This window comes from Bradyrhizobium sp. Rc2d, assembly GCF_900099855.1.
In the GTDB taxonomy this organism is placed as follows: Bacteria; Pseudomonadota; Alphaproteobacteria; order Rhizobiales; family Xanthobacteraceae; genus Bradyrhizobium.
On sequence record NZ_FNCU01000001.1, the window covers coordinates 450,701 to 469,555 of the forward strand.

Below are 18,855 nucleotides of genomic sequence, written 5' to 3' on the forward strand. Positions count from 1 at the left end.
GAAGCACTCCGCCGCTACTGGTTGCTGTAGGTGGTGCCTTTCGGCAGCGGCAGCACCGCCTCGCGCTGCGCCTGGCTCTTGGGCCACACCACAGAGGACTTGTCGTCGATGTACTGGATCACGACGGGAAAGGAGCGTTCGTTCTGCCCGGCCATCGGCGTGCCCTCACCGTAGAACTTCACGCCGAAGCCGAGCATGGTGCCGCCCTCCGGGATGTCGGTGTCGAGCGCCGCCTTGCGCAGCGCGTCGGGATCGACGCCGCCATACTTCTTGATCGCGCGCGGCAGCACGTCGCTCATGAATAAATACGTGTTGGACGCGCCGATGCCAACATGGGCCGAGCGGATCGCGACTCCGGGCTTGATCTTGTCGAACTCCTCGCCGACCATCTTGATGACGGGCGGCAGCTTCGGATCCATGGTCTTCTGGTTGGCGAGCCAGATCGAGATCGGGTCGGCGTTGAAGATGTAGGCGGCGTCTGCGCCCATGCCTTCCTTCAGCTTCTCGTAGACGCCGTAGCCGGCGCCATGTCCCATCAGCGCGCCGAACCTCAATCCCTGCTCGCGGGCCTGGCGCAGCAACAGCGTGATGTCGGGGTTGTAGCCGGTGTGGAAGATGACGTCGGGCTTGGCGCGCTTCAGCTTGGTCACCAGCGCGGAGAGATCAGGCGCGGTCGCCGAGTAACCTTCCTTCAGCACGACATTGAAGCCGGCCTTCTTCGCACCGGCCTCGTTGCCCTTGGAGACGTCGACGCCATAGGCGCCGTCCTCGTGGATGATGGCGACGCGCAGGTCCTTCGGCTCCTTGCCGAACTTCTCCTTGGCGTTCTGCGCGATGAAATCCATCGTCATCATGCCGAACTGGTCGCCGCTCGCCTGCGGGCGGAACACGTATTTGTAGCCCTTCTCGTTGAACACGGCCGACGAGATGCAGGTCGTGATCCACATGAATTTCTTGAGCTGCTCGACACGGGCCGCGACCGGCACGCACTGCGCCGAGGAGAAGAAGCCGAGCACCATGTCGACCTTCTCCTGCTCGAGCAGGCGGACGGATTCGTTGATGGCGATGTCAGGCTTGCTTTGCGCGTCGGCGTAGACGGCCTCGATCTTGTAACCCTCGACGCCGGTCTTGGCGAAATGATCGAGGATGATCTTGGCGCCGACATAGTTCAGCTCGGACCCGCCGCCGGCGAGAGGTCCGGTCAAATCGAAGACGACGCCGATCTTGATCTTCTTCTCTTTGCCTTGGTCTTGGGCCTGGGCGGACACCGCCAAGCCCATCGCTGCAATCGCGACCAACAGCCCACGTACCAAACGGGCAGCCATGCGCAGGCGCATCAAAACCTCCCTGGACGATTGTGCATCGCATTCTTGTTGATCTTGCTTTTTCGCCCATCACATGGGGTGAGCGAAGCGATGTCAAGCCTCGGGCGTCAGCGAGAGGCGAACTGCTGCGCAATAAAGGCCGTGACAAATCGCGGCATGGTCGGCGTGACATCATCCATCCCGCGCACGAGATGGATAGCCGACAGTTCGGGCTCGACCTCGCGCGCCAGATTGGCTTCGATCCGGGCGCGGGCCACCTCGCCCGGCATATCCAGGTTGAGGACCTGAATCATCGCAATCGCACGGCCGGAGACCACGCAGTGCCAGTCTGCCTCCGCGGCATAGTCGGCCACGGTGAGGCCGGTCTCCTCCGCGATCTCGCGGACGACGCTGCCGGGTATGTCGAGGGCGCCAGCCCTGATGTCGTCGAGGTCGGGCGTTCCCGACGGGAAATAGATGCGGCCGGCATTGGCGGTGTGGTGCGCCATCTCGCCCATCACGAAGGCGCCGTCGGAGGTGCGCAGCGCGCCCATGCCAAAGCCGTTGAACACGGCCGGATCAGGAAAGCCCCAGTCGCGCCAGGCGAGGAAGCTGGCGAAATCGGTCTCGAAATAAGTCGCGGCGAGATGGCCGTCCGTGAACACGGCATCGCGCCCGAGCAGGACGCGGCCGTTCCAGATCTTCGGCCGCTCGCGTTGCATCTCGGCGAAATGCGCCGCGATCTCGGCGCGGCGCTCCTCCGCGAACGGCCACACGATCGGCCGCACCGCAAGATCAAGCGTCGCAACGCGATGAATGACCGGTGACGTCATGACGCCTGACTACTTCGCCTTCGCGTCAGCTATTTGGCATTCCCCGTCGTCTTCTTGGCCTGATCGACGAATTTGTTGGTGAAGGTCTTGCTGACGTCGATCTTGGCGTTCGCCACTTCGGGCGAACCGACGCTGAACACCGCAAGCACGGCGTCGGCGCCCTTCGGGTCCATCTTGCCGGTTTCGGAGAACATCGGGATCGTGTTCTTCAGCGCGGCGAGATAGAGGTCCTTGTTCTTGCCGACCGCCTCCTCCGGCATCTTCGCCATGATCTCCTCGGGCGAGTGCGAGTGGATCCAGGTCAGCGTCGCCAGGATCGCGTTGGTGAGCGCCTGCGTCTCCTTCGCGTGGCCGTTGACCCAGGCCGCCGTCGAGTACAGCGCGCCGCCCGGATATTCGCCGCCGAACGTCTCGAGCGTGTCCTTCTGGGTGCGGGTGTCCGAAAGGATGCGCAGATCCTTGTGGCTGCCCTGGAGCACAGTGACGGAGGGATCGAGCATCACGGCCGCATCGATCTGGCCCTGCTCCATGGCCGCGACCGCGGTGGCGCCGAGGCCGACGCCGATCACGGCGGTGCCGGCGGGATCGAGGCCGTTCTTCTTGAGCATGTATTTGAGGAAGAAGTCGGTCGAGGAGCCGGGAGCGCTCACGCCGACCTTCTTGCCGGCAAGGTCCTTCACCGACTTGATGTCGTTGGTCCGAGAGGGCGCGACCACCAGCACGAGGCCAGGATAGCGGTCATAGACCACGAAGGCCTGAAGCTCCTGCTTCTTGGCAGCGAGATTGACGCAATGGTCGAAATAGCCGGAAACGACGTCGGCACTGCCGCCGAGCACGGCCTTCAGCGCGTCCGAGCCGCCCTTGAGGTCGACCAGCTCGACATTGACGCCGGCCTTCTCGTACTCGCCGAGCTGCTTGGCCAGCACGGTGGGCAGATAGCACAGGCAAGAGCCGCCGCCGACCGCGATGGTGACCTTGCTTTGCGCCGCGGCAAGCGAGGTGGTGAGCGTCAGCGCGAGCAACGCGCCGGCGAGCCTGGCAATCGTGTTCTTCATTGGTTTCCTCCGTTCGGCCGGCGGCACCATAGAGCAGCGGGGCTGGCTTGAGAAGCACCGCCTATGTGGGCTGGCCATCGGCCTTTCTGCGCAATAGCATGCCCAAACAAGAACAATTCTCGATGGGGAGGATCATCCATGAATCGCCTTGCTGCCGGGCTGTCGATCGCCGCCGCCTTTGCCGCCGGATGCGGCGCCACCCACCTGCTCCGGCCGGCGCTCGCCGCTGAAAACATCACCGCGCAGATCATCCATACCGGCGAGATGCAAGGCGACGCGCTCGGTCCCGCCAACGCTGTCGGCTACCGCTCCAAGATGTTCGCGAGCGCGGACGGTGCCACCATCTCGATCCAGGTCGGCAACGTGCCCAAGCACCTGCATCCCAACACCAACGAGATCCAGTACATCCTGGACGGCACCGGGACGATCTGGCTCGGCGACAAGGAGGTGACGGTGAAGCCCGGCGACCTCGTGATCATCCCGAAGGGCACGCCGCATGGCGGCACCAAGCCGATCAGCGGCCAGGTCAAGGCGATCGCGATCAAGACGCCACCGCAGGCGCCCGACGACACCAAGCTGCTGGATTGAGCTTGTCTTCACCTCTCCCGCTTGCGGGAGAGGTCGCGCCGAAGGCGCGGGTGAGGGTTCTCTCCTCTTGGGGGCTCTCGCAAGTGGAGATACCCTCTCCCCAACCCTCCCCCGCAGGCGGGGGAGGGAGCGCACCTTGGATGTGGCTCGCAATCAGAAACTAATTTTCTTACTGCTATCCCCGCCCGTCCGACGCCATCGGCCGCCACACCAAGAGACGGCGCTCCACCAGCGTCACCCCAAAGTCGATCAGGATGACGAAGGCCGACAGCACGAACATGCCGGCGAACACGCCGGCGACGTCGAAGATGCCTTCGGCCTGCTGAATGAGATAGCCGAGCCCAGCCGCCGATCCCAGATATTCGCCGACGACCGCACCGACCACGGCGAAGCCGACCGAGGTGTGCAGGGAGGAGAACATCCAGGACAGCGCCGACGGCCAATAGACGTGCTGCATCAATTGCCGCTCGCTCATGCCCAGCATACGGCCATTGTCGAGCACGGTGCGGCTGACTTCCTTCACGCCCTGATAGACGTTGAAGAAGACGATGAAGAAGACCAGCGTCACGCCGAGCGCGACCTTGGACCAGATGCCAAGCCCAAGCCACAGCGCGAAGATCGGCGCCAGCACGACGCGCGGCAGCGCGTTGACCATTTTGACGTAAGGGTCGAACACGGCCGCAACCAGCGGCTGGCGCGCAAACCAGAAGCCGACCAGCACGCCGCCGAGCGATCCGATCAAGAACGCCAGGATCGATTCCGCGAGCGTAATGCCGAGATGCTTCCAGATCACGCCGGACGCGAACCACTTCACGATCTGGTTGAACACGTCGAACGGGTTGGAGAAGAAGAACGGCGGCAGCAGGATCTTGCCGAACACGGGGACGGTCGACAGCACTTGCCACAGCACAATGCAGACGACCGCGACCAGAACTTGCAGCGCAAGCAGCGTCGGGCGCGACATCAGACCGCTTCCTTCGCGTGCGTGGACTGCTCGTAACCCTTCATCACCTCGTCCTTCAGCACGCTCCAGATCTCGCGATGCAGTGAGTGAAACTCCTTGTCGAGCCGCACCTCGAAAATATCGCGCGGGCGCGGCAAGCTGACGCGCCAGTCGCCGATGATGCGCGAGGACGGCCCCGCCGACATGATCACGACGCGGTCGGCGAGCGCGATCGCCTCTTCGAGGTCGTGGGTGACGAACAGCACCGCCTTGCGGTCGGCGTTCCAGAGGTCGAGCAGCAGATTGCCCATGACCTGCCGCGTCTGCGCATCGAGCGGCCCGAACGGCTCGTCCATCAGCAGGATTTTTGGGTCGCGGATCAGCACCTGTGCCAGCGCCACGCGCTTGCGCTGGCCGCCGGAGAGCATGTGCGGATAGCGGTTCGCGAAGGCGCCGAGCCCGACAGAGGTCAGCCATTGCTGCGCCCGCGGCAGCGCTTCGGAGCGCGGCGTGCCCTTGATCTCGAGCCCGATGGCGACATTGTCGAGCGCGGTCTTCCACGGGAACAGCGCGTCGGCCTGGAACAGGTAGCCGGCATCCCGGTTCAGCCCCGCGAGCGGCTGGTCGAATATCCTGACGCTGCCGGCCGCGGGCTTGAGCAGCCCGGCGGCGACGTTGAGCAGCGTGGATTTCCCGCAGCCGGTCGGGCCGACAATGGCGACGAACTCGCCCTGCGCCACCGCGAGATGGGCTTTCTCAACCGCTGTATAGACCCGGCCGTCCCCGAGGCGGAACGCGACCTTGGCATCTTCCAGCGCCACCGCCGTGGGCGTCGTCATGTGCTTCCTCCAAACCTGGACCGATGCCTTAGCCGCTCGCGCGGCCAAGTTCAATCAAGGCGCCAAGCGTGCTACGCATGGGGTCTTGCCGTGCTCTTACCCTCCCCTGGAGGGGGAGGGTCGGCTCACATAAGCGCAGCGAAATGTGAGACGGGGTGGGGTGAAGGTCTCTCTGCGAAGAACAGTGCCCGAGTGGAGAGATCATCCCACCCTGCTCGCGCTGCGCGCGATCGACCCTCCCCCTCCAGGGGAGGGTGAGAGAAAAGCGAGCCCACCCGTGATGCCCTCCAGGCCGATGATCAGCTACGCGCATGTCACCAAGAGCTTCGGCCCGCTCAAGGCCGTCGACGATGTATCGCTCGACATCGCCGAAGGCGAATTTGTGGCCATCGTCGGTGGCTCGGGCTCCGGCAAGACCACCCTGCTGCGGCTCGCCAACCGGCTGATCGAGGCGGATGGCGGCACGATCACGGTCGAGGGCGAGGACGTGCAAAACGTCGATCCGGTCGCACTGCGGCGGCGGATCGGCTACGTGTTCCAGGCCGGCGGGCTGTTTCCACATTTGAGCGTTGCCGACAATATCGGGATCACGCCAAGACTGCTGGGCGTGTCGGCTACGGACATCGCCGTGCGTGTCGACGAACTGCTGGAGCTCGTGCAGCTCGACCGTGCCGCGCATCGCGACCGGCTGCCCGAAGAGCTCTCGGGTGGCCAGCGCCAGCGCGTCGGCGTGGCGCGGGCGCTCGCGGCAAAGCCCCACATCATGCTGATGGATGAGCCGTTCGGCGCGCTCGATCCCCTCACCCGCGATGCGCTCGGCGAGGATTTTCGCGACCTGCACCGCAAGCTCGGCCTGACCACCGTGATGATCACGCATGACATGACGGAGGCGATTTTGCTGGCCGACCGCATTGCGGTGATGCGCGCTGGAACGCTGCTGGCCCAGGGCACGCCGGCAGAGCTGTCAAAGAGTGGCGACGCCTATGTGCTGGAGCTGTTGCGCACGCCCCGGCGCCAGGTCGAGCGATTGAATGCGCTGTTGCCGCAGGGCGGTGGGGCATGAGCTTCTTCACCGACCCGCGCTGGGGCGAGGCGCTGTCGCATTTGCCTGACTATCTCGGCAACCATGTGCGGGTAAGCCTGGCCGCGCTCGCGCTCGGTCTCGCCGTCAGCCTGCCACTGGCGATCCTGACGCGCAATCGCCCGGCGCCGCGCGGCATGCTGCTCGCGTTCGCCAGCATCGTGCAGACCGTGCCTGGGCTGGCGCTGCTTGCGCTGTTCTATCCGCTGCTGCTGCTGGCGGCTTCCGTCACGCTCGCCTGGTTCGGCGTCTCCTTCTCCGCTTTCGGCTTCCTCCCGGCGATGCTGGCGCTCGCGCTCTATTCGATGTTGCCGGTGCTGCGCAATGGCATCACCGGTCTCAACGGCATCGATCCGGCGCTGCTCGAAGCCGCCAAGGGTGTCGGAATGACCGCACGGCAGTCGCTGGTCATGGTCGAACTGCCGCTGGCGCTGCCGGTGATGATGGCGGGCATCCGCACCGCCGCGGTGTGGGTGATCGGCACGGCGACGCTATCGACGCCGATCGGGCAGACCAGCCTCGGCAATTACATCTTCGCCGGGCTTCAGACCCAGAACTGGGTATTCGTGCTGTTCGGCTGCCTGGCCTCGGCCCTGCTCGCGCTTGCGATCGATGAGTTGCTCGGCCTGATCGAGACCGGCCTGCGCCAACGCAGGCGCCTGCGCGCCGGACTCGGCGCGATCGGAATCGCCGCACTTGTCGCTGCCACGCTGGTGCCGACGCTGGGACGCTCGTCGCAGAGCTATGTGGTCGGCGCCAAAACCTTCGCCGAGCAATATGTGCTGTCGGCGCTGCTCAGGGACCGCCTCCAGGCGGCCGGGCTTTCCGCCACCGCGCGATCCGGCCTCGGCTCCAGCGTGATCTTCGAGGCACTGAAGGCCGGGGACATCGATCTCTATGTCGACTATTCCGGTACGCTCTGGGCCAACCAGTTGCATCGCACCGACATCAAGCCGCGCGCGGAACTGCTCGCAGAGCTGAAGGCAGCCCTTGCGAAAGAGAACATCACCTTGCTCGGCGAGCTCGGATTCGAGAATGCCTATGCGTTGGTGATGCCGAGAAGGCGCGCCGAGGCGCTTGGCATCCGCAGCATCGCCGATCTCGCCGCGCACATATCGACGATGTCGATCGCCGGCGACTACGAGTTCTTCTCGCGCCCCGAATGGGCCGCGCTGCAAAAGGCCTACGGCCTTTCCTTCCGCGCCCAACGCCAGATGCAGCCGGACTTCATGTATGCCGCGGTCGCCAGCGGCGAGGTCGACGTGATCGCCGGCTACACCAGCGACGGCCTGATCGCGAAATACGATCTCGTCGCACTCGATGATCCCAGGCACGCGATCCCGCCCTACGACGCGATCCTGTTGCTCGCGCCGAAACGAGCCGGTGATGAGCGGCTAGAGGCTGCGCTCAAGCCGCTGCTCGGCAAGATCGACATCGCGACCATGCGCGAGGCGAACTTGCGCGCCAGCGGCAACGATGCGAATTCATCGCCCGATGCGGTGGCGAAGTGGCTGTGGGAGAAGGTGGGCGGGCGGTAGGTCGCACCCAGCCGCTCTCAAGCCCCGTCATCCTGAGGCGCGAGATGCACAGTGCGCAGCACCGTGCGGCGAGCCTCGAAGGATGAGCGGCCCCGATGCAGCCGGGCCGTCGCCCTTCGAGGCTCACCCAGCGGCGCCTTTGCGCCGCAGGGCTCGCACCTCAGGGTGACGGTCAATGAGTAGCGCTTGGGGGTACAGCAAGACAGCTACAGCCCCCGGATCATCCCCGCGTTGATCAGCAGCCGGTTCAGCCGCCGCGCCTCGGCGCCATGCTCGCAGCCGTAGAAGATGCCCTTGCAGCGGAGCATGATCGCCTTCTGCTCGGCGAAGGATGGATCGAGCGGGATGCCGGCGGCCTCCTGGATCACCAGCGGCAGATACGGACCGTCGATCGTGTCCATCACGGCGTCGCTCTTCACCGGCTCGAAATTGACGGCGTCGATCGCGTAATAGGTTGCGTAGAGACGCGGATCGTAAGCGTCGAGCTTCTTGCCGAGAGCGCCCTCGTCGAGCCCGGGCTCGAGCAGGTTCGGCGCGAATTCCGGCTGGTGATCGCCGTACCGCACGATCAGGAAAGGTTCGCCAGGAAAATTCTTCTTCAGGCCGGCGACGAAAGCCTTGTACTGCTCGGCGCTCATCGCCTGGCGGCGCAGATATTCGTCGATCGACGGCACGTTGCCCGGCGCGCGCCAGTTCGGCAGCAGGTCGGGGCGGAAGCGCGTCTCCCAGGGGAAATGATTGGCACCGAGATAGATGAAGGTGAACAGCGGCTTGTTGGGCGGCTGTTGCCCCATCAGCTGGAGCGCCTTGTCGTAGAAGAAGGAGTCCGGTTCGACGTCCTTGGCGCCGAGATCCTTCGAGTCGAGGAAGCGTTCGATGCCGGTCGTCATCTGGAAGCTGCGCGCACCCATGAAGCCGCCATGGGCGGGATAGAGCGACATTGTGTCGTAGCCGCAACGGCGCAGCGCCAACGGCAGGCCGCGTTCGACGCGGTTCGAGGCGATGCGCGTCACGAAATAGGCGAAGCGGCCGAACGAACGCGAGGAGAGCCCCGCAAGCACGTTATATTCGGTGAACCAGCTCGGCCCGCCATTGCTCTCGGCCAGGAACGTGCGCTGCTTGCCGTCCCAGGACTTGAAGTGGTCGCCATAGCGCGGCGGCACCTTGATGCCCTGCGCGGCGCGGATGTCGAAGCTCGATTCATCGTGGATCATGATGATGTTGGGCCGGCGACCCGCAGGGTGGCACTCATCGACCAGCGGCACGTTGAGCCGCTCGTTGGTCGCGGCGGCGGATTCCATGAAACCGTACTGCACGAAATCGGCGACCGCGGTGACGCCGGAGCGGAAGAATTTCGAGAGATAGCCGTCGTCGTAGTAGCCGCGCCAGGCTTCATCAGGATGATAGAGCGAATAGCCGACCAGCGCGGCAAGGCAGGCGAGCTTGCAGGCGAACGCTGGCAGACGGCGGATGCGGAACGGATCGAGCCACCACAGCGCATACATCAGCGGCAGCGTGACGAGGCCGGCCAGGATCACCGACCAGCGCAGATTCGGGAAGATCGTGAACAGGAACGCGACGGTGTCGCGGTCGATCATCATCAGATCGATGAAGTTGACCGTCATCTGCACGACGTCGTGCTTGAGCCGGGACAGCAGCACCAGCACGACGACCATGGTCAGCGACAGCGCGCCCGACAGGGCCGGCCGCCGCAGCAGCGTGATCCAGAAGAAGTTGAGGATGCCCCAGGCCAGCGCGAAAGACAGGCGCGAGCCGAAATCGGTCTCGGTCTCGTACATCAGCGCGATCGCTGCGAAATGGGGCGCTGTGACCGCGAGCAGCCGCCAGATGCCGAGCGCGGCGACGCTCGCCAGCACGGCGGTGGTGGCAGAGGGACCTGGATTGGGCGCGGACGCCATCGACGACACGCAACTTCTGGTCCGGCGCGGTGATGCCAAGCCGTCTGGCCGGCCTCGAGGCAGCTAGCGGCGCCCGGCGCAGCCGGAAGTCTGCACCGTGTCATAAAACTGTAACGGAACAGTCACGGTCAGGCAACGCGTCCGGCGATCCGACTTTCGCTTATTGTTAGCGGGAGACGTGGGCCGCAGGCCCGGCAGGCCGCTCCTCGCAACGTCAGGGCTTGGCGATAGGACGGACCGGCCGAGGCGAGCTGAACGTCACCCCTGCGGCAGCAGCCCGAGGCGCTTGGCGATGATGCGGTCCAGCGTCCGTTTTGGCAGCACGGCGCCGATCAGATGGCGGAGCGGGTCCGGCGTGATCTGGTAGCGCACTTTTGGGCTTGCCGCCGTCAGCGCCTCGAACACCACTTCGGCGATACGCTCGGCGGGCAGGCCCTTGGCGCCGATGTCCATCATGAACGCCATCGCCTTGTTTAGTGCCGGCAGATAGGGCGAGTTCTGGTAGACGGAGAGGTCGATCTCTTCGGCCTTGCTCCAGATCGGCGTCTTCACCGCGCCGGGCGCGACGATGATGACGTCGATGCCGAACAGCATCAGCTCGCGGCGCAGGCTCTCCGACAGGCCCTCGATGGCGTGCTTGGAGGTGCTGTAAGGTGCCGACAACGGATTGCCGTTCTTGCCGGCGACCGAGCTGATCATCACGATCCGGCCCTTCGGCCCCTTCAGCGCGGCGTCTGCGCCGAGCAGCGTCCCGAACGCCTGCGTCGCGATGACCGGACCGATGACGTTGACGTCCATCTGGCGGCGGAAATCGTCGGCCGACAATTCGAGCACGGGGCCGGCGACCGCGATGCCTGCATTGTTGACGAGCCCCGCCAGCGTCTCGCCGCCCAGCGCCTCGCGAACTTTTCGCGCAGCAGCGAGGACTGCTGCCTCGTCGGTGACGTCGAACAGCAATGGCGTGAAATTGGTGCCGAACTCACTCTTGAGCCGGTCGGCGTCGGCCTGCTTGCGGACACTGCCGAACACGCGATAGCCACGCCCGATCAGAAATTTCGCAACTGCCCAGCCAATGCCGGTGGATGCGCCGGTGACGACGACAGATCGCATGGTCCCCTCCCCTCGAGTTCCCGCAATCATGTAGGAGGAAGGTGCCGGGGCGCAATGTCGCCCAGCTCGGAAGTCCGCGCAGCAGGTGCGCCATGAGTCGAAGGCGCGTTAAAAAGAGGGATGAAGAGCCGAATCCTTGGCTCTGACGACGCAGCGATTTTGACGATCAGGAAGTTCTAAGAAGCCTTGAAAAACGACGCGAGACCAAGAATGTGGTTTAAGCGTCAGTTCTTGGCGCTCAAGCAGCGCGTCAGCTCGCGAAGAATTTGAATGAAGCAGCAATGCTTCGCGCGAGGAGGAAAGAGCGAGACCGCTGTCCGCGATCTCGCTCGACCCTAATCGCGAAGGGCTTAAGATTTGGTTTGGCGAGCGAAAGTTGTGTTCGCTCGTGTCCCGGACAAGCGCAGCGAAGCGAAGCCCAGAGCCGGGACCCAGAGGCCGCATTGGACCCCGGATCAGCAGCGCATCACCAGAGTGCTGCGCTGCGTCCGGGGTATAACGGCTTAGTTCTTGCTCTTATCGACCAGCGCACCCTTCTTGATCCAGGGCATCATGTCGCGGAGTTTCGCGCCGACTTCTTCGATCGGGTGCGCGGCGAGCTTGGCGCGGGTCGCCTTGAACGAGGTCTGGTTGACCTTGTTCTCGAGCATCCAGTCGCGGGCGAACTTGCCGCCCTGGATGTCGGCGAGAACCTTCCGCATCTCCTTCTTGGTCTCGTCGGTGATGATGCGCGGACCGGTGACATACTCGCCGTACTCGGCGGTGTTGGAGATGGAGTAGTTCATGTTGGCGATGCCGCCTTCATAGATCAGGTCGACGATCAGCTTCACTTCGTGCAGGCACTCGAAATAGGCCATCTCCGGGGCGTAGCCGGCTTCGACCAGGGTCTCGTAGCCGCCCTTGATCAACTCGACCAGGCCGCCGCAGAGCACCACCTGCTCGCCGAACAGGTCGGTCTCGCATTCTTCCTTGAAGGTGGTCTCGATGATGCCGGCACGGCCGCCGCCGATGGCGGACGCATAGGACAGGCCGAGGTCGTGGGCATTGCCCGAGACATCCTTGGCGATCGCGATCAGGCAGGGCACGCCGCCGCCGCGCTGATACTCCGATCGCACGGTGTGGCCGGGGCCCTTCGGCGCGATCATCAACACGTCGAGGTCGGCGCGCGGGTCGAGCAGGTTGAAGTGGACGTTGAGGCCATGCGCGAACACGAGGGCGGCGCCCTTCTTCATGTTGTCGTGCAGGTGCTCGCGGTAGATGTCGCCCTGGAGCTCGTCCGGGGTCAGCATCATGACGAGGTCGGCCCATTTGGCGGCTTCGGCGACTTCCATCACCTTGAAGCCGGCGTTCTCCGCCTTCTTGGCCGAGGCCGAACCCTTGCGCAGCGCAATCGCCACCTCCTTGACGCCGGAGTCCTTCAGGTTGAGCGCATGGGCGTGGCCCTGGCTGCCATAGCCGACGATGGCGACCTTCTTGCCCTTGATCAGGTTCAGGTCGGCGTCGCGATCGTAATAAACACGCATAGTTCGTTTCCTCGTTCGGGGCCGGAATCGGCCGATGGTCAGGTCTTTCGAAGGTGAATTGACGGATTTCGGGGGCTGTCTAGAGCATTTTAGGGCCCCTGGGAAACCCGTTTCTGCATGGAAATCTGCGGCATCATGCATCCATGAAGACGGGGTAGAGGGAAGCGAGCAGCAGCACCGCCATCAGGATATTGAAGCCGCGGACCAGCCGCTCCGAGGTCAGGACCGGCCGCAATGCGGAGCCGAACAGAGCCCAGACCACGGTCGAAACCGCGCCGACGAGCAGGCTGATCACGGTCTGGATTGCGATGTTGAGCGGGAATTGGGCGATCGCCGCGTAGGCGGTAATGGTGCCGATCACAATCACCCAGCCTTTGGCGTTGATCCATTGGAACATCGCCGCGCCCCAGAAGGTCATCGGGCCGCGGCCGCCCCCCTTGTCCGGCTTGGTCGGGCCGGACATGGCGATCGCGGCGGCGAGATAGATCAGGTAGACCGCACCGGCATATTTCAGGATGGTCTGGAGGATCGGATAGGCCAGAAACACGGTGCCGAGCCCGAGGCCGACCGCGGCCACCATGAAGGCAAAGCCGATGACGATCCCGACGATGTGGGGGATGGTGCGCCGGAAGCCGTAGGTCAGGCCCGAGGACAGCAGCATGATGTTGTTCGGCCCGGGCGTGAAGTACATCACGACCATGAAGATGAGAAAGGCATAGAACAGCGATTGGGACATGCTCACCTCACGCGACTTTGGGCAGCGGCTCTTCAGGCAACGCCTTGGGCCGCTTCGCCAGCACCATCACCGCGATACCGCCGATCACGGTCAGCATGCCGGCGAGCCTTAGGGGTCCGAACCGCTCGCCGAACACGACGCTTGAGGCCGCCGATCCCACGAACGGCACCAGCAGCGCGAACGGCACCACCTGGGCGGCTGGATGGTCGCGCAGCAGCCGACCCCACAGCCAATAGGCGATGCTTGTCGAGACGCCGCCAAGCGCCAGCATGCAGAGCGCTGACGTCAGCGAGATGTGGGTCAGCGATGTCCAGGTCGACGCCGGGCCGTTGGCGATAAGCGCCAGCGCGAACAGCGGTATCGCCGAGGCGAGACACAACCACGCGAACAGGTCGAACATGGGCACGCCGCGGGCGCCACGCAGCAAGAGATTGCCGACGGCAAAGCTGACTGGCGAGATCATCAGTACCGCAAACGCAGCGGCGCTGAAATCATAGCCGACAGTGCCGCAGATCATCAGAAGACCGATCGCAGCAATGCCGGTGCCGAGCGCCTGCATCGGCGTCGGCCGCTCGCCGAATGCGACCGCGGCAAAGCCGATGGTAAAGAGGGCCTGACTCTGCACGACGACACTGGTCAGCCCCACCGGCACGCCATGGGCAATGCCATAGGCCTGGGACAGAAACTGGCCGAGAAACAGCGTGAAGCTGATCGCGATCAGGAGCGACCAGGCAACTTTCGGCTTGGGAATGAACAGGCATGGGACCGCAGCGATGGTGAAGCGTAGCGCCGTCATCAACTCCGGCGACAGTTCGTCGAGCGCGATCCGGCTCGCCACGAAAGCAAGCCCCCAGATGATCGCCACCAGGATGGCGATGAGGATGTCAGCCGGCTTCATTGTTGTTCCCGGTTCTGCACTGCCGTGCAGCCCTGTTACTTTTTCTGTCTAGCCTTGCTCGCCGGCTTTCGGTTTCCGCAGCAGATAAGTGCCGTGCATGGGGGCGTGGTAGTCGGCCGAGACCAGCGTGAAGCCGACGTCGGTCAACATCCGCTCCATCACCCAGCCGAAGGTGGAATATTCGTCGCGCATGTGCGTGACGACGCCTTCGCGCGAAAAGTCGTGGTTCTTGATCTGGAAGTCCGCCCATTGCTCGACATCGCGCTCGATCGCATCCGGCATCGAAGCGTAGACGATGTCGCGCAGGTAGAAGCTCGCGCCCGGCTTCAGCGCGCGATAGATCCGCGATATCGCCACCGCCTTCCAGAAGTCCGGCAGATGATGCAGCGTGAACTCGCTGACGATCAAATCGTAGGATTCCGGCCGGTAGGAGAAGCTCAGCAGGCCGGCCGACTGGGTTCGGACCGGCGCCTTGCGGTCACGTGCATAGATTTCGGCGAGCGCCAGCATCGCGGGCGAGATGTCGATGGCATCGACCTCGGCGCCCATCAGCGCCCCTTCGGTCGCGAGCACGCCGTTGCCGCAGCCGATATCGGCGATGCGCCAGCCGCGCTGGACCCCGAGCATTTTCAGCGCGGCGCGCGCCCGCAGATCGGCATCGTCATGGTTGTCATAGATCGACGCCACCGCGGGCTCGATCCCCATCCGGTTCCGCTCGTTATAGTACCAGTCGCGCGCCAGCATGGTTCACATCCCTTCAGGCCCGCGACCAATCGCGGCAACGCCGGTGCGCGACACCTCGACGAGGCCGAGCGGACGCATCAGGTCGATATATTGGTTGATCTTTTCAGTGTTGCCTGTGATCTCGAACACAAAGCTCTCGGTGGTTGCATCGATCACGCGGGCGCGGAACGCATCCGCCAGCCTGAGCGCCTCGACCCGGTGCTCGCCCTGCCCGCGCACCTTCACCATGGCAAGCTCACGCTCGATCGAGCGCTTGGTCTGGGTCATGTCGACGACGCGGTAGACCGGGATCATGCGATCGAGCTGGTGCTTGATCTGCTCGATCACCATCGGCGTGCCGGTGGTGACGATCGTGATGCGCGACAGATGCTTCTGGGCCTCGGTCTCCGAGACCGTGAGACTCTCGATGTTGTAGCCGCGGCCCGAGAACAGGCCGATGACGCGCGCGAGCACGCCCGGCTCGTTCTGCACGAGCACCGCGAGCGTGTGCGTCTCGTTGGGATCGTGGCGGTCCTCGATGAAGTAGGCAGATGCCGGCTGGTTCATTGTCGTCCCCTCAAATGTCTCTCGTCACGCCCTGCGAAAGCGGGCATTCAGCGTTCACCGGCCGGGATTTTTCACGCAGGCCGCGGCGTACTGGATCGCCCGGTCGAGCCGGGCGATGACAGCGGAGCTTGTGATCATCGCGCTCACACCAGCGCCTTGCCGGCGGCGAATGCCTTCGCGGTAGCCTCGTCGTTGGCCTGCTCAGGCAACAGCATCTCGTTGTGCGCCTTGCCGGAGGGGATCATCGGGAAGCAGTTTTCCAGCGCCGCGACGCGGCAGTCGAACAGCACCGGGCGCTTGACCGCGATCATCTCCTTGATGGCGCCCTCGAGATCGGCGGGCTTGTGCACCTGGAGGCCGACGCCGCCATAGGCTTCGGCAAGCTTGACGAAATCCGGCAGCGCCTCCGAATAGGAATGCGACAGGCGGTTACCGTGCAGCAGCTGCTGCCACTGCCGCACCATGCCCATATACTGGTTGTTCAGGATGAAGATCTTGATCGGCAGCTCGTACTGCACTGCCGTCGACATCTCCTGCATCGTCATCTGCACCGAGGCATCACCCGCGATGTCGATGACGAGGCTGTCGGGATGGGCCACCTGCACACCGATCGCCGCCGGCAGGCCGTAGCCCATGGTGCCGAGACCGCCCGACGTCATCCAGCGATGCGGCTCCTCGAAGCCGTAGAACTGCGCCGCCCACATCTGATGCTGGCCGACCTCGGTCGTGATGTAGGTATCCCTGCCACGCGTCAGCTCGAACAGGCTCTGGATCGCGTGCTGCGGCAGGATGACGTCGTTGCTCTTCTTGTAGTAGAGCGAGTTACGGGCACGCCACTGCGCGATCTGCTGCCACCACGACTTGATGTCGGGCTTCTTCGCCTCCGCCTTGAACACCTGGAGGATGTCACCGAGGATGTTGCCGCAGTCGCCGATGATCGGCACGTCGACGCGGATGTTCTTGTTGATCGAGGACGGGTCGATATCGATGTGGATCTTCTTCGAGCTAGGGGAGAACGCGTCGACGCGGCCGGTGATGCGGTCGTCGAAGCGCGCGCCGACGCACAGCATGACGTCGCAATCATGCATGGTCATGTTGGCTTCGTAAGTGCCGTGCATGCCGAGCATGCCGAGCCAGTTCTTGCCCGAAGCCGGATATGCACCCAAGCCCATCAGCGTGGAGGTGATCGGGAAGCCGGTGACCTCGACCAGCTCGCGTAGGAGCTTGGTCGCCTCGGGACCGGAATTGATGACGCCGCCGCCGCTGTAGATCACCGGGCGCTTGGCGTGGGCGAGCAGCGCCACCGCCTTGCGGATCTGCGTCGCATCGCCCTTCACGCGCGGCGCATAGGAGCGGTGCACGTCGGACTTGCGCGGCGGATGATAGGTGCCGGTCGCGAACTGCACGTCCTTGGGAACGTCGACCAGCACCGGGCCTGGTCGGCCGGAGGTCGCGACATAGAACGCCTCGTGCAGCACCTTGGCGAGATCGTTGACGTCGCGCACTAGCCAATTGTGCTTGGTGCAGGGGCGCGTAATGCCGACGGTGTCGCATTCCTGGAAGGCATCGTTGCCGATCAGATGCGTCGGCACCTGGCCGGAGATGCAGACCAGCGGGATCGAGTCCATCAATGCGTCGGTCAGCGGCGTCACCATGTTGGTGGCGCCGGGGCCGGAAGTCACCAGGGCGACGCCCGGCTTGCCGGTCGAGCGCGCATAGCCCTCGGCGGCGTGGCCTGCGCCCTGCTCATGGCGGACCAGGATGTGCTGGACCTCGCTCTGCTGGAAGATCTCGTCATAGATCGGAAGCACCGCGCCGCCGGGATAGCCGAAAATGTCGGTCACGCCGTGATCGATGAGCGCGCGGACGATCATCGCGGCGCCGGTCATCTGGTTCGGATCGTGGCTCTTGTCGCTCATTGGCTTGCTCCGGATGCGCTGTTGTCAGCGGCTTTCATTCGTGTCGGGTTCGGGAAATAAAAAAGGCCCCGAAGAGGGCCCACGCACACCGCCTGTCTTATGGATGGCAGCTAGCCATCCCCGGCGGTGTGCCTGGGTACGACGGCGATAAGGAGTTTGGTAATAATGTTACGCATGGCAGGCGCCCGGCTTCCCAAAGGTTGCGCGAAACATAGCGGCCAAAGCCTGGATGTCAAGGCAATGCGGCCGTTCCCGCGCGATTTTGGCAGTGTAGCGGGGTTCCCGGGGTTCGGCGAGAGGTAAATTCGGGAACCGGGCACAAAAGCACGTCAGTCCGAGTCCGCAGTCGCCGCCGCGAGCCATCCCCTCGCCTCCTCCGGCTTGACCCATTCGAACTCCGGCAATTGGTGCCGGAACCAGGTGAACTGGCGCTTGGCGTAATGGCGGGTGTCGGCACGGCCGATTGTGGCTGCTTCGTCCAGGCTGAGCTCACCGCGCAGATGCCGGATCAGCGCCGGCACGCCATGGGCCTTCATGGCCGGCAGCAGCGGATCGAGATGTCGGGCGGCGAGCCGCTCGACCTCCCCCAGCGCGCCGGCGCCCAGCATGGCATCGAAGCGGGCATCGATGCGGGCATAGAGCTCGTCGCGCCCGGGGGCGAGAAACACCGCGCGAAAACTGTCCTGCGGCAGCAATGGCGGCTGGCCCTCGCCGTGCCAGTCGAGCAGCGAACGGCCGGTCGCCTCGACCACTTCGAGCGCGCGCGCGATCCGGGTGCGGTCGCGCAGATTCAATCGTTCGGCCGCGCGCGGATCGCGGTGTGCGAGTTCCGCGTGCAGCGCCTCGACGCCGTTCCGTTCCAGCCGCGCGCGCACGTCCTCGCGCACCTCGGCGGGAATTGGCGGCACCACGGAAAGGCCCGCCGTCAGTGCCTTGAAATAGAGCCCGGTGCCACCGATGAAGATCGGCAGGCGGCCTTCGGCCGTCGCCGCCTCCAGCACCTTCGCCGCGTCGCTCACCCAGGCACCGGCCGAGAAATTCACGGCCGCATCGACATGGCCATAGAGACGATGCGGCGCGAGCGCCTCATCCGCCCCTGTCGGCCGTGCCGTGATGATGCGCAGGTCGCGGTAGACCTGCATGGAATCGGTGTTGATGACGACACCGCCGGTGGCGATCGCAAGCTCGAGCGCCAGCGCCGACTTGCCGCTGGCGGTCGGGCCTGCGATAAGCACGGCCTTGCCAACATGCCCTCTGCTGACTTGCCCCTCGCTCACGA

Annotated in this window: 17 protein-coding genes; 3 read left to right on the forward strand and 14 right to left on the reverse strand. The window is 64.5% G+C overall.

Translation table 11 applies throughout. From position 1 onward, the window contains the following. Positions 1-14 precede the first annotated feature (14 nt). The 3 genes from BLV07_RS02060 to BLV07_RS02070 all read right to left on the reverse strand — a co-directional run bounded on the left by BLV07_RS02060 (position 15) and on the right by BLV07_RS02070 (position 3,192). A complete protein-coding gene (locus BLV07_RS02060) occupies positions 15-1,337 on the reverse strand; it encodes an ABC transporter substrate-binding protein (protein WP_091878961.1) in 1,323 nt (440 codons plus the stop codon). A 95-nt stretch (positions 1,338-1,432) separates the two neighbouring features. Further along, positions 1,433-2,137, reverse strand: coding sequence for a hypothetical protein (locus BLV07_RS02065; RefSeq protein WP_091878964.1), 705 nt, complete (start codon positions 2,135-2,137; stop codon positions 1,433-1,435). Positions 2,138-2,166: 29 nt separating this feature from the next. Beyond that, a complete protein-coding gene (locus BLV07_RS02070; RefSeq protein ID WP_176945290.1) occupies positions 2,167-3,192 on the reverse strand; it encodes an ABC transporter substrate-binding protein in 1,026 nt (341 codons plus the stop codon). A gap of 138 nt (positions 3,193-3,330) precedes the next feature. On the opposite strand from BLV07_RS02070, the gene BLV07_RS02075 reads away from it, so the two are divergent. Next, a complete protein-coding gene (locus BLV07_RS02075) occupies positions 3,331-3,780 on the forward strand; it encodes a cupin domain-containing protein (RefSeq protein ID WP_091878970.1) in 450 nt (149 codons plus the stop codon). 175 nt (positions 3,781-3,955) lie between these two features. Here BLV07_RS02075 and BLV07_RS02085 read toward each other — a convergent pair whose 3' ends face one another. Together BLV07_RS02085 and BLV07_RS02090 are read right to left on the reverse strand one after the other, a co-directional pair. After that, positions 3,956-4,744 carry an ABC transporter permease gene (locus BLV07_RS02085; RefSeq protein WP_091878973.1) on the reverse strand — a complete coding sequence of 263 codons (789 nt, stop codon included), beginning with the start codon at positions 4,742-4,744 and terminating at the stop codon, positions 3,956-3,958. After that, positions 4,744-5,562: an ABC transporter ATP-binding protein gene (locus BLV07_RS02090; RefSeq protein WP_091878976.1), complete on the reverse strand. Its 819-nt coding sequence runs from the start codon at positions 5,560-5,562 to the stop codon at positions 4,744-4,746. Before BLV07_RS02090 ends, BLV07_RS02085 begins: the two co-directional genes overlap by 1 nt. A 280-nt stretch (positions 5,563-5,842) precedes the next feature. Between BLV07_RS02090 and BLV07_RS02095 the strand changes: the two genes are divergently transcribed. Together BLV07_RS02095 and BLV07_RS02100 are read left to right on the forward strand one after the other, a co-directional pair. After that, positions 5,843-6,625 (forward strand): ATP-binding cassette domain-containing protein, encoded by a 783-nt coding sequence (locus BLV07_RS02095; RefSeq protein WP_091878979.1) that lies wholly within the window; start codon positions 5,843-5,845, stop codon positions 6,623-6,625. Then, on the forward strand, positions 6,622-8,181 hold the full coding sequence (locus BLV07_RS02100; protein ID WP_091878982.1) for an ABC transporter permease/substrate-binding protein: 1,560 nt from the start codon (positions 6,622-6,624) through the stop codon (positions 8,179-8,181). The genes BLV07_RS02095 and BLV07_RS02100 overlap by 4 nt, the downstream gene beginning before the upstream one ends. 206 nt (positions 8,182-8,387) lie before the next feature. On the opposite strand, the gene BLV07_RS02105 is transcribed toward BLV07_RS02100, so the two are convergent. The 9 genes from BLV07_RS02105 to miaA form a co-directional block, all read right to left on the reverse strand. Continuing rightward, entirely contained in the window at positions 8,388-10,100 is a 1,713-nt protein-coding gene (locus BLV07_RS02105) for a sulfatase-like hydrolase/transferase (RefSeq protein ID WP_091878985.1), read from the reverse strand. A 258-nt stretch (positions 10,101-10,358) separates the two neighbouring features. Next, complete coding sequence (locus BLV07_RS02110; protein ID WP_091878987.1) at positions 10,359-11,210, reverse strand: SDR family oxidoreductase; 852 nt, start codon at positions 11,208-11,210, stop codon at positions 10,359-10,361. 503 nt (positions 11,211-11,713) lie between these two features. Beyond that, positions 11,714-12,733, reverse strand: a complete 1,020-nt coding sequence (ilvC, locus tag BLV07_RS02115) for a ketol-acid reductoisomerase (protein WP_035700280.1) — start codon at positions 12,731-12,733, stop codon at positions 11,714-11,716. A gap of 133 nt (positions 12,734-12,866) precedes the next feature. After that, on the reverse strand, positions 12,867-13,469 hold the full coding sequence (locus tag BLV07_RS02120; protein ID WP_176945291.1) for a LysE family translocator: 603 nt from the start codon (positions 13,467-13,469) through the stop codon (positions 12,867-12,869). 7 nt (positions 13,470-13,476) lie between these two features. Continuing rightward, positions 13,477-14,367, reverse strand: a complete 891-nt coding sequence (locus BLV07_RS02125) for an EamA family transporter (RefSeq protein ID WP_091878993.1) — start codon at positions 14,365-14,367, stop codon at positions 13,477-13,479. A gap of 48 nt (positions 14,368-14,415) precedes the next feature. Then, a complete protein-coding gene (locus BLV07_RS02130; RefSeq protein WP_091878996.1) occupies positions 14,416-15,111 on the reverse strand; it encodes a class I SAM-dependent methyltransferase in 696 nt (231 codons plus the stop codon). A 3-nt stretch (positions 15,112-15,114) separates the two neighbouring features. Beyond that, positions 15,115-15,657 carry an acetolactate synthase small subunit gene (gene ilvN, locus BLV07_RS02135; protein ID WP_091878999.1) on the reverse strand — a complete coding sequence of 181 codons (543 nt, stop codon included), beginning with the start codon at positions 15,655-15,657 and terminating at the stop codon, positions 15,115-15,117. 143 nt (positions 15,658-15,800) lie between these two features. Continuing rightward, positions 15,801-17,576, reverse strand: a complete 1,776-nt coding sequence (locus BLV07_RS02140) for an acetolactate synthase 3 large subunit (protein WP_091879002.1) — start codon at positions 17,574-17,576, stop codon at positions 15,801-15,803. 329 nt (positions 17,577-17,905) lie between these two features. After that, on the reverse strand, positions 17,906-18,853 hold the full coding sequence (gene miaA / locus BLV07_RS02145; protein WP_091879005.1) for a tRNA (adenosine(37)-N6)-dimethylallyltransferase MiaA: 948 nt from the start codon (positions 18,851-18,853) through the stop codon (positions 17,906-17,908). Positions 18,854-18,855 lie beyond the last annotated feature (2 nt).